This is a genomic window from Microbacterium sp. (assembly GCF_036566905.1).
In the GTDB taxonomy this organism is placed as follows: Bacteria; Actinomycetota; Actinomycetes; order Actinomycetales; family Microbacteriaceae; genus Microbacterium.
This window is the reverse complement of the sequence record NZ_DATCVK010000099.1, coordinates 1-11,345: the sequence shown is the minus strand read 5'-3', so window position 1 is coordinate 11,345 and position 11,345 is coordinate 1. Positions and strand designations below refer to the sequence as shown.

Below are 11,345 nucleotides of genomic sequence, written 5' to 3'. Positions count from 1 at the left end.
CTGCCCGAGGCGCTGGACGTGTGGCTGGTCCTCGACGGCGGCACCAGGCTGGCCGCCACGCTCGCGGTGGACCGGGCGCAGATCACGGCCGAGCTGGGCTTCGGCCCGCTCCAGCCACGCGACCGCACGCTGCCCCGCCTGTGGTGGCTCGACTACGAGCGCGCCAGGGATGTCGGGCTCGCGACCGAACTCTCGCTGACCCAGAACGAGGTCGACACGCTGAGAGCTCTCGTCGTCGTGGGCGCGGGCGACACGCCCGCCCCGGATCTGCTCGCGTCGCACGCCGCGGCCGGGCGACTCGGCGTGGTGCCGCAGGGCACGCCGACGAACACGGTCGCGGGAGCGGCCGCGGCGCCGCTCGCCGACGACCCCGAGACCTGGCTCTCGCTGCTCGACCTCGACGGCACGGAGCAGCCGGGCACGCTCGACGTGCTCCGCGCGTTCGGGGTGGACCCCGCAGCCGGAGCGCCCGCACTCCCCCTCCCCGGTGGAGAGGCCGGGCACGGCCGGACGGCCGCTCTCGCGGTGCGGGGTCTCTGGCCCGTGCTCTGGGGCCGCACCATCCGCGACGTCGTCGGGACGATCGCCGGCTCGACGGCCGAGCCCGACCTGGCGGAATGGGCCGCGCGCACGCTCGCCGTGCAGGGCCCGTGGCCGGCGGTCCGCGTCGGCGATCAGCCGTACGGGCTGCTCCCGACGTCGGACTTCGGCGACGCCGACCTGCCCGACCCCGGAGACCTCGACGTGCGCTGGCGGGATGCCCCGGGCGACGATCCCGTGGCCGGCGACGTCGAGCGTACGGTCGCGCAGTGGGCGGTGCCCTGGCGCGACGGGGCGGCGCGCGCCGCCGCGGCGGCCACGACCGTTCCGGATGCCTCACCCGTCGTCGGCGCGGATGCCGCCACCCTGCTCGGCCTGCACGGACGCCACGCACCGTCGATGTTCTGGCGGGTCCGCCGCGTCGACGACCTGCCGACGGTGCAGGCGCAGCAGATCGCGCAGGGCTTCGTCGTGAGCCACGCGACCGCCTACGACCGGTCGACGGCGAGTGCGTGGCACGGTTCGCCGTTCGCGTTCTCGCCCCTCACCGCCGCGGGCACACGACGGCACCTGCCCGCTCCGTCGCGCGACGAGGAACCCGACCCCGATCGCCTCTTCGAGATGCTCGACGAGCACCCCGAGTCGCTCTACTTCGGCGAGCACGTCGAGTTCGGGCTCTTCGGTCACCTCATGCGCGAGGCGCTCATCATCGCGCGCGCCACGGTGGGCCGCGCGGCGCTCGACCTCGATCTCGGGATCACCCCCGACCCCGGTCGGCGGATTCCGCTGGACGACGACTATCCGAACACGGTCATGGCCGGGTCGGACGACGCGATCGGGTTCGTCGCCGGGTCGGGTCGGGAGGGCGAGCTGATCGTCCGCCGGTTCGACGAGGTGCGGGAAGCGCTGAAGGAACTCATCGAGGAATACCGCAACAACCCCGCTGACGCGCTCCGCGGCATCAAGGCCACGCTCGACGCAGCCTCGTTCCGCGCCGACCCGTGGCTGATGGGCATGGCGGCACGGCGTGCCACGCTCATGGCGAGCGCGGGGGCACCATTCCTCCTCGGCGCATACGGTTGGGTGGATCGCCCGCAGCCGTGGTCGCCGGCACGTCCGGGCCTCCCCCCGGGCCCGACCGAGGCCGGTCTGCTGCACGCTCCCTCATTCGCCCAGGCGCAGGTCGCCGCCGTGCTGCGCGATGCCGCGGTGCGCACGAAGAGCGAAGGCCGCTGGGATCTGACGCTGAGCGCCGACAAGGTCCGCGCCGCCATCCGGCTCAATGACCGCGTGCGGCTCGGCGTCCACCCGTTCGAGGCGCTCGGTCTCGAGGTCGAGGCGGTGGCAGGCGACCCGAACGACGTGCGGGTGCTGCGGCGCGCATTCCCGACGACCGGCGAGACGGCCGGGACCGGCGACGTGACCCGCCGCGTGTGCAACGGCGCTGCGGTGCTGGACGCCGTGCGGGCGAACGCGCTCCCGCCCGGCTTGCCGGCCGATCTCGGAGACCGGCTCGCGCCGCTGGACGACATGCTCGATGCCTACGCCGATCTGCTTCTCGTCGATGGCGTGCATGCTCTCGTCACGCGCAGCCCGGAAGCCGGCGGCGCGGCCATGGAGGCTGCCGCCGGGCTGGCGACGCCGGTGGAGCTGCTCGGAATCCGCACTCCGCGCGAGGCGACGACCGTCCCGGTCGCGTGCTGGCTCGTGCTGCCGGCGGGTCAGCCTGCGACTCCCGACACGGATCCCGTCGCCATCGCCGACCCGGTCTTCCACGCGCTCGCGGCCGACGCGATCGACGATCTCGCCGATCCCGCCGTCTCGGCCGCACTCCGGCTCCTGGGCGGGTCGGAAGCGGCGCCCGACGGAATGGAGGACCATCCCGCTCTCGTGCCCGCGATGGTGCAGAGCCTGAAGGATCGGCGTGCCGAGCTCCTCGACCGCGCCGAAGCCCTGCGGGCGGCGCTCACCGATGAAGCGGATGTCGTGACGGATGCCGCGGTCACGGCGCTCGACGAGCGGTGGAAGCTCGGGCTGCACGACGTGGCCGAGGACTGGACGGCTGACGACCGGCGGGCGGAGGCAGCCGAGGCCTTCGCCGCACGGATCGACGAGACGGACGAGGAGCCCGCATCGATCGCGGCGCTGCAGGATCAGCTCCGCACCCTCGTGGGGCGGCGGCATCTGCCCGTCGTCCCCGTGGTCGATCGCGGACTGCTGCCGCCGTGGGCCGCGGTTGCCGACGGCAGGCTCGACGCCGAGTGGCTCGAGATCGTCGCCGCCGTCCGACCCCGGGTCGCGGCGCTCGAGGCGCACCAGCTCACCGCCGCGGAGCCGTGGCCCGCGGCGATCGACGCTCCCGCGGGCGAGCCGTGGGGCACGACGGGGCCCGTGCGTATCGCATACGGCCCCGAGGTGACCGGAGCCTCGGTACGTGTCGGCCTCGCACTCCTGGATCGCTGGGTGGACTCGGTGCCGTCACAGCACCACGTCACGCAGGCGGCGTTCGGCTTCAACGCCCCCAAGACCCGCGCTCCGAACGCCGTGCTGGTCGCGGTGCCGCCCGATCCCGATCGTCCCCTCGAAGGCGAGGCGCTGCTGCGTGTCGTCACGCAGGTGCGACGGCTCGCGCTGGCACGCGCCGCGCGTCCCACCGATCGCGACGGGCTCCCGTGGGCGACGCCGTCGCCGATCGTGCAGGCCGAGCCGCCGGTCGACATCAGGCAGGGGTGGCCGACATGACGAACCTCCGGCGAGCCTGGTTCGAACCCGGCCGCACCGACCCCGAGATCGGGCTGCGGGCCGAGGTCGCCGACCCGGTATGGTTCCTCGCGCGGCAGTGGGAGCTCGGCGAGTTCCAGGGAGAGGATGCCTCCTCCCCCGTCCGGGTGACGCTCACCCCGCAGCAGATTCCGCTCCGCTACGACGCGGCGCGGCCGCACCTCGATCCGACGGTGATCCCCGGCGAGGCCCTCATCGAGGCCGAGCCCGGCGAGTGGTGGACGATCGGAAGACGTGCCCGGGCCGGCCGCGCCGCCGCGCCGCTGCTGCGGCCGGAGGATCTCGACGGCTTCCGCTTCGGCCCGCTCCCGGCACCCTATGAAGGCCTCTCGGGTGCGGTGGACGGCCAGGCGATCTTCGAATCGGGGGTCCTCGCCGGTGACGCGGTCTGGGGCGAGCTCGGCGTGCCCTCGCCGCCGCCCGACCGCTTCTCGCGTCGCGACCTGTCGTACAGCGCGACCTTCTCAGCCGGTGACACGGGACTCGAGGTGCGCGAGCACCGCGGGGGCGATGTCGACTGGTTCAGCGTCGACGTCGGCAAGGCCGCAGGGGTCCCCGTCGGGGAAGCGCCCCTGGAGGCGGAGGTCGTTCCCACGCGTCTCACCTTCCCCGGTGCGCCGCATCCGCGCTGGTGGCAGATCGAGGATGCCGCCGTCGATCTCGGAGCGTTCGCCCCCGATCGCTCGCATCTGGCGACCATGCTCCTGTCGGATCTCGCGGTCTCGGATGCGGAGGACTGGTTCGTGTTCCCTGTGCCGGCCGGATCAGACCCGATCGCCGGCACCGCGCCGCCGACCGCGGGCGTGCTTGCAAGCCTCGGAGCCGTCGTCCGGGTGACGGATTCGTTCGGCGAGACGCACGATCTCGCCGCCCCGCCGACCGAGGGGCCCGGCGAGTGGTCGCTGTACTTCGTCCGAGGCCTTGCCGCGACCGATCTGGTCGTGTGGCCCGTCGCCGTAGCCGCGCACGGAGGCCCACCCCTCGACGACATCGTGATCGGCGTCGATGAAGACGCCGACCTGGCCTGGGCGGCGGAGCTGCGGGCCGATGGCGCCGAACTGCTCGCCGACACGTCGACCGCGCAGGCCGTCGCCGAGACGACGCGCACCGGTACGCGCCAGTTCCGCTACGAGCCGATGACGACGCTGCCGCCGCACTGGCATCCTTACACCCGGTCGCAGGACTGGCGGCAGGCGATCCTCGCCGATCTGACCGGGCCGGTGCCGCAACCGCGACCGGGACCGGTGTCGCGACTCCTCGGCGGCCCCTCGGGCGCGGGGGCGGGCAGCGGTCATGAACTCGACATCCGGGCCATTCCGAGCGCGGGCGTACGGGTCCGTCGCCGCGCCAGGCTCGCCCGCGACACCAACGGCGCCCCCGTCCTCTGGGTCGAGCGCAGTGCGCTGCCCGCGGCCGGCCCACCGGTCTCCCACCTGCGCTGGGACGTCATGGTCGAGGCGCCGAAGCCGGACCCGAACGCGTGACGGCCGGGGCTTCGTAGAGGAGCCCCCGCCGCGACCGTCAGTCGCCCCTCGCCGCGCGGACCTCGCGCGGCGACCGCCCTTGAGGTTGCGAAGGGCGCGGGCCGGGTGCGCTCCGCGGCGGGGTGGCCAGCCTCACCGGCGACCCGGGTTCGAGCTCTACATCGTCTTCGAAGTGCCGGACGCGCAGCGTGCGCCCGCCGACGAGCGTGTAGGTCGCCGCGTCGGTCCCGACGTCGACGCGGAGCACGCATCCGGCGACGCGGACGCCGAAGGCCAGCCGGGTGAGGGGAGCCTCCAACCGAGGCGCGAACTCGAGGCCGCGGCATCCGTCCCTCATCCCGCCGAGCCCCGACACGACCGCCGTCCAGACGCCGGCGAGCGCCGCCACGTGCAGGCCGTCGTCGATATCGTCGCGCAGATCCTCGAGGTCGAGCGTGGCAGCCTCACGCAGGTAGTCGATCGCCAGGTCGAGGTGTCCGATCCACGCGGCGACGACCGACTGCGACGACGCCGAGAGCGACGAATCGCGGACGGTGAGCTCCTCGTAATAGGCGAAGGCGCGCGCCGTCTCGTCGTCCGAGAACTCCTCGTGGAAGAACTGGAGCGCCAGCACCAGGTCGGCCTGCTTCACCACCTGCTTGCGATAGAGGTCGAAGTAGGGGAAGTGGTCCTGCAGCGGGTACTGGTCCGGCGACGTGGCTTCGAAGTCCCAGCGCTCCAGGCCGGTGAAGCCGGCCGACTGCTGATGCACGCCGCGCTCCTCGTCGATCGGCACGGCCATCGCGTCGGCGATGCCCTCCCACGCGCCCGGCTCGTCGTCTGTGACGCCGAGCCGACGGGCGTCGTCGGGGTGCCGGCGCGCGGCCTCGGCGGCGCCGCGCAGGTTCCGCTGGGCGGCGAGGTTCGTGAACGTGTTGTCGTCCACGAGCGCCGAGTACTCGTCGGGGCCGGTGATGCCGTCGATGTGGAACGCACCGTCGCGACCGCGATGGCCGAGCGACACCCACAGTCGCGCGGTCTCGACGAGGATCTCGAGCGCCACCTCGCGCTCGAAGTCCGCGTCGCCGGTGACCCGCACGTGCCGCAGGAGCGCGACGGCGATGTCGGCGTTGATGTGGAACGCGACCGTGCCGGCAGGCCAGTAGCCCGAGCACTCCCGTCCGCTGACCGTCCGCCAGGGGAACGCGGCACCGGCCAGATGCAGCTGCTCCGCCCGTTCCCGCGCCAGGTCGAGCGTGGAGTGCCGCCAGCGCAGGGCGTGGGCAGCGGCATCCGGAATCGTGTAGGTGAGCACGGGCAGCAGGAACGCCTCGGCGTCCCAGAAGGTGTGCCCCTCGTAGCCCGGGCCGGTGAGCCCCTTTCCGGGAATCGAGCGAACCTCGGTGCGCGCGGCGGACTGCAGCACCTGGAAGAGCGCGAACCGCACCGCCTGCTGCAGGCGCGCGTCGCCCTCGAGCACGACATCGGCAGCGTCCCAGAAGTGGTCCAGGTACTCCCGCTGCGCGCGGGCCAGCCCATCCCAGCCGAGCTGCGTCGCGGTTTCGACCGACGCCTGCACGCGGTCGCGCAGTGCGGCATCGGTGAGGGCATCGGACCATTCGTGGGCGACGAACTTCACCAGACGGATGCTGTCGCCCGCGGCGAGACGGGCCGTGACGGTGGTGCGGGCCACATCTTCGGATGCCTCGGTGTCGACGGAGCAGTCGGCGCCCTCCAACGTGTGGTCCATCGCCGCTGCGACACCGATCCCACTGCGTCGCGTGCGGAGCAGGAGGGTGGCCCCGGTCGTGTCGGCGAACTGCTCGACGGGCTCGAACGGGTGCTCGAGGGGGGCCATCACACGGTCGTCGGGATGCACGCGGGGCAGCGGCTCGTCCGCCACGATCTCCGAGAGCACGGTGAGGTCGAGCGGTCCGGAGACGGCGGTCACCCGGTAGTCGATCGCGGCGACCGGGCGATGCGCGAGCGACACCAGCCGGGTGGACTCGACGTGCACGGTGTCTCCGGCGGGTGACGTCCAGCGCAGTTCCCGCCGCAGCGTCCCCGACCGGAAGTCGAGGTGCTGCTCATGGTGCTCGAGCCGCCCCTGCCGGATGTCGAGCGGCTCATCTGCGACCAGCAGCCGGATCACTTTGCCGTCGGGGGCGTTGATCAGCGCCTCCCCGTGCTCGGGGTACGCGTATCCGTCCTCGGCGTACGGCATCGGATGCTCTTCGAAGAGCCCGTTCAGGTACGCGCCGGGCACCTCGCACGGGTCGCCTTCGTCCAGGGTGCCGCGCCAGCCGATGTGGCCGTTCGAGAGCGAGAACACCGACTCCCGCCGCGCCTGGCGCTGCGGATCCCAGCCCGACCAGCCGATCCCCCACGGCGAGACGTCGAAACCGGAGCTGTCAGGCATGCGGCCAGTCTGCGGGTGTGCCACCGGGCTCGCGAAGGCCTTGCAATCAGCGCGGCGTCCCGGTATCGCGGGCGTTGCGCCCTGAGCGAATCGGCCCGGTCAGGCCCGCTCGACATCGATCGTGAGGGCTTCGCACCGGAGCCTTCGCCGCACCGCGCCGTGGTGCGTCAGTCGGCGGCTGGGGCGCGGAGGGAGCGCGCGAGGGACGTGAGCCGGTCGGCGTCCTCCGGCGCGATGTGCGCCCAGCGGGTCTCGAGCTCCTCCCAGATCCGGCGCACCGGCTCCTGCAGGGCGCGGCCGGCGTCCGTCAGCTGGACGAGGGTCACGCGGCCATCGGCGGCCGAGCGCTCGCGGCGGACGAGGCCGGCCTTCTCGAGGCGCTGCACCGACTTGGCGATCGTGGAATGGTCCAGGCCGAGCAGACAGCGCAGCTCTTTCTGCGAGCGGCCATCGACGGTCCAGAGGTGCGCCAGCACGAGTTCCTGCCCAGGGAACAGCCCGAGCGTGGCGAGGCGCTGTGCCGCCAGGGCACGCTGTGTGTGAGCGAGCTGCATGACCGCCCAGCTCACGGGCGCGACGTCGGCGAGCACGAACCGGTGCTCGTCGGGGTCGGGCGTCGTGGACTGGGCGGCCATGGTTCCTCGTCAGGTCGAGATGCTCGCGAGCGCCGGGTAGTCGGTGTAGCCGGCGGCACCTCCACCGTAGAACGTCACGGGGTCGGCGTCATTCAGCGGCGCACCCGCGCGGATCCGATCGACGAGATCCGGGTTCGCCAGCGCCCAACGCGCCACCGGCACGACATCGGCCACTCCGGCATCGATGTCGTCCGCGACCGACTGCACGGATCGGCCCGCGCGCAGGACCAGGAGCGCACCCGGCCACAGCGCACGCAGATCACGGAGGAGCACCTCGTCCGACGACTGCACGACATGAAGGTAGGCGAGGCCGAGCGGGGCCAGCTCACCGACGAGGTGCCGATACTGTACTGCGGCATCAGGTCCCTCGTCGATGCCGCCGATGAGCAGACCGGGCGAGATCCGGATGCCGACCCTGTCAGCCCCGATCTCGTCGGCGACGGCCGCGGCGACCTCGATCGTGAAGCGCGAGCGAGCGGGGATCGAGCCGCCGTAGCCATCGATGCGCAGGTTGGCGTTGGGCGAGAGGAACTGGTGCAGCAGGTACCCGTTGGCCGCGTGGATCTCGACGCCGTCGGCGCCCGCTTCCACCGCCTTGCCGGCGGCGTCGCGGAACTCGGCCACCGTACGGCGGATGTCGGCGCTCGTCATCGCACGCGGCCGAGGTGCCGGCCGGCGCCCGCTGGGCGTGAACATCTCGATGCCGGGTGCGACCGCCGACGGCGCGAGCGACTGCCGGTGGTGCGGCGTGTTGTCGGGATGCGACATCCGTCCGACATGCATCAGCTGCAGCACCAGATGACCCCCACGCTCATGCACGGCGTCGGCGATCGTCCGCCACCCCGCCACATGCGCGGGCCGGTAGATGCCCGGTGTGTTCAGGTAGCCCTGGCCGTCGTCGGACGGCTGGACCCCCTCGGTGATGAGCAGTCCCAGTGCGGCGCGCTGGGCGTAGTACTCGGCGGCAAGCGGGCCGGGCGTGCCGTCGGGAAGGGCTCGGCTGCGTGTCATCGGTGCGAGCGCGAGGCGGTGAGGCAGCCGCATCCGGCCCACCGTGGTGGGCTCCCACAGGGCGCTCATGCGTGCGCTCCCGGGATGTCGGCGACCCGCACGAGCAGCTTGCCGCGCAGGTGGCCGCGCTCGCTGAGGCGATGCGCCTCGGCGACGCCGTCGAAGGGCACCACTGTGGCGATCTCGGTGGCGAACCGCCCCGCCGCGGCGAGGTCGAGCACGGGGGGGAGCGAGCGCGCGTTCACTTCGAACGGGTCGCCGGCAGCGATCCGCACGCCCTTGGCAGCGGCCGCGAAGTCGACGATCGTGACGATCCGCGAAGGATCGACCAGCGGCAGCATCTGCTCCGCGAACCCGCGACCGCCGGCGTCGAAGGCGGCATCCACCCCGTCGGGTGCGGCCCGATCGAGGTCCGCGCGCAGGTGTTCGCCATAGCGGACGGGGGTCGCGCCGAGCGCCCGCAGGTAATCGTGGTTGGTCTCGGAGGCCGTGCCGATGACCCGCGCGCCCGCGGCGACGAGCAGCTGCACGGCGGCGCTTCCGACGGATCCGGCCGCCGCGTTCACCACGACCGTCTCACCGGGCTGCACGTCCAGGAGCGCCAGCGCCCGCTGCGCCGTCTCGGCGGCGGTAGGGAGCGTCACCGCCTGCGTGAGCCGCAGCGCGTCGGGCACGCGGACGAGCCGATCCGGCGTCGTGACGACGAGTTCGGCATAGCCGCCCGAGGGTGCGAATCCGACGACGCGCTCCCCCACCGAAAGCTCCGACACGCCGTCACCCACCGCCTCGACGACGCCGGCGATCTCGCTGCCGAGCACCGCGGGGAAGTCGATGGGGAACATCGACGCCAGGGCGCCGGCGCGGATCTTCGCGTCCAGCGGGTTCACAGCGGCCACGGCGACACGCACGAGAACCTGTCCGGGGCCGGCGGCGGGCGAGTCCACCTCGCCGTATTCGAAGACCTCCGGATCCCCGAACCGAGTGATGACCTGAGCTTTCATGACCGTCTCCTTCATTCATGTGGTCGGCAACATGAATGACGATAGCGCGATATATGTGGTCGGCAACGTTTGTTCGACGACAGCGAACAGCCGACCCTACGCCGCAAGAGACGGCGGAGCACAGACCCCGATCAGACGCCGTAGGCGTGCTCCGCGCGGCGCGCCCCGCCGAGACCCGCGGCCATCTCACCGCCGAAGTGATCGGCCGCCGTCCCGTGGAATCGCTCCGATACCGCCGAGGTGTAGACGATGCGTCCCCGAGCGATGACGAGCCGGCGCGCCGGCTGGTCGACGACCACGGACTCCGCATCGTGCGTGTCGAGCACCACGAGCTCGGCGGGCGCGCCGACGGCCAGACCGCGTGCCCGCTCCGATCCCATCACCCCTGCGGCATCCGTGGTCACCGCGCGGTGAAGGGCAGCGAAATCGGCCGGATCCGAGGCGAAGGTCACGCGCCCGAGGAGCAGGGCCATGTCCAGCGGATCCGCGGTCCCCGTCGGGGTGAAGGCGTTGCGGATGTTGTTGGACGACACGGCGGTGCGAACGCCGTGGCGCCACAGCTCCCCGATCGGCGCGACGCCACGGCGGACCGACCTCCGATCATTGCGGCCGACGAGGTACAGGTCGGTGGCGGGGAGCACCACCACGGCCACGCCGGCGCCGGCCAGCGCATCGAGCGTGCGCGCGCGCCGGTCGGGCTCGAGCGCGCCGAGCGTCGTGACGTGGCCGATCGCGACCCGCCCGTGCAGCCCCCGGGCGGCCGTCGCCTGGGCCACGTAGTCGGCGAGCGCGAAGCGCTCATCGGTCGCGTCGTCTGCGAGGTCGAGATGCAGGTCGGCGAGCGTTCCGAACTCGGCCGCGAGGTCGAGCACGGTGTCGACGTGCGCCCGCGCATCCGCGACATCGGCCTCGGTGTACGGGCAGCCGCCGACGACCGTGCCCGGCAGCCGCAGCGCCTCCCGCATGAGCGCGAGGGTGCCGGGGCGGGAACGGATGCCCTCCTGCGGGAACACGGCGATCTGCAGGTCGAGCCACTCCCGGTGGCGCGCGGCGAGGTCGTGCATGACGTCCACGCTCAGAAGGCCCACGATCGGGTCGACCTCCGTCTGCGCCCGGATCGCGGTGGTACCCGCTCGCAGCCCCGCCGCCAGCACGCGCTCGGCCCGCGCCTCGACGTCCGCGTGGGTGAAGTCGCGCTTGCGCTCCGCGGTGTACTCGATCGCGGCATCGAGGGCACCGCCGCTGGACGGGCCGCCGAGCAACGCCTTGTCGAGATGGAGGTGGGGCTCCGAGAACGCCGGCGCGACGACGCGCCCGCCGACGTCCACGATCTCGGCGGACGGCGGGAGCATCCCCTGTCCCGCCGGCGCGATGACGGAGATGCGACCGTCCTCCAGCAGGATGTCGACGAGCCCGTCCGCGTCGCGCACCGACGCGCGCGACAGCACGAGTGCGCCGGTGCGCGCGTCGGCGCTCATGCCGTCGCTGCCGACAC

Annotated in this window: 7 protein-coding genes; 2 read left to right on the top strand and 5 right to left on the bottom strand. The window is 72.9% G+C overall.

Features of this window, described 5'->3' with window-relative positions:
* Window positions 1-3,282, top strand: a 3,282-nt coding sequence (locus VIP82_RS07565) for a hypothetical protein (RefSeq protein WP_331907242.1), incomplete at its 5' end; no start/stop codon positions are given.
* Complete coding sequence (locus tag VIP82_RS07560) at window positions 3,279-4,805, top strand: hypothetical protein (RefSeq protein ID WP_331907240.1); 1,527 nt, start codon at window positions 3,279-3,281, stop codon at window positions 4,803-4,805. The genes VIP82_RS07565 and VIP82_RS07560, both read left to right, overlap by 4 nt.
* Window positions 4,806-4,842: 37 nt before the next feature.
* On the opposite strand, the gene VIP82_RS07555 is transcribed toward VIP82_RS07560, so the two are convergent.
* The 5 genes from VIP82_RS07555 to VIP82_RS07535 all read right to left on the bottom strand — a co-directional run.
* Window positions 4,843-7,203, bottom strand: a complete 2,361-nt coding sequence (locus VIP82_RS07555) for a glycoside hydrolase family 65 protein (protein ID WP_331907238.1) — start codon at window positions 7,201-7,203, stop codon at window positions 4,843-4,845.
* A 167-nt stretch (window positions 7,204-7,370) separates the two neighbouring features.
* Window positions 7,371-7,838, bottom strand: coding sequence for a MarR family winged helix-turn-helix transcriptional regulator (locus tag VIP82_RS07550; RefSeq protein ID WP_331907236.1), 468 nt, complete (start codon window positions 7,836-7,838; stop codon window positions 7,371-7,373).
* 9 nt (window positions 7,839-7,847) lie between these two features.
* Window positions 7,848-8,918, bottom strand: coding sequence for an alkene reductase (locus tag VIP82_RS07545; RefSeq protein ID WP_331907234.1), 1,071 nt, complete (start codon window positions 8,916-8,918; stop codon window positions 7,848-7,850).
* Window positions 8,915-9,850, bottom strand: a complete 936-nt coding sequence (locus VIP82_RS07540) for an NADP-dependent oxidoreductase (RefSeq protein ID WP_331907232.1) — start codon at window positions 9,848-9,850, stop codon at window positions 8,915-8,917. The genes VIP82_RS07545 and VIP82_RS07540 overlap by 4 nt, the downstream gene beginning before the upstream one ends.
* A 131-nt stretch (window positions 9,851-9,981) precedes the next feature.
* On the bottom strand, window positions 9,982-11,345 hold a 1,364-nt coding region (locus VIP82_RS07535), incomplete at its 5' end, for an amidohydrolase family protein (RefSeq protein ID WP_331907230.1).

Excerpts from the sequence above, each read along its gene's own strand:
- VIP82_RS07540 (WP_331907232.1), bottom strand. The coding sequence starts at position 9,850 with ATGAAAGCTCAGGTCATCACTCGGTTCGGGGATCCGGAGGTCTTCGAA.
- VIP82_RS07560 (WP_331907240.1), top strand. The coding sequence starts at position 3,279 with ATGACGAACCTCCGGCGAGCCTGGTTCGAACCCGGCCGCACCGACCCC.
- VIP82_RS07545 (WP_331907234.1), bottom strand. The coding sequence starts at position 8,918 with ATGAGCGCCCTGTGGGAGCCCACCACGGTGGGCCGGATGCGGCTGCCT.
- VIP82_RS07555 (WP_331907238.1), bottom strand. The coding sequence starts at position 7,203 with ATGCCTGACAGCTCCGGTTTCGACGTCTCGCCGTGGGGGATCGGCTGG.
- VIP82_RS07550 (WP_331907236.1), bottom strand. The coding sequence starts at position 7,838 with ATGGCCGCCCAGTCCACGACGCCCGACCCCGACGAGCACCGGTTCGTG.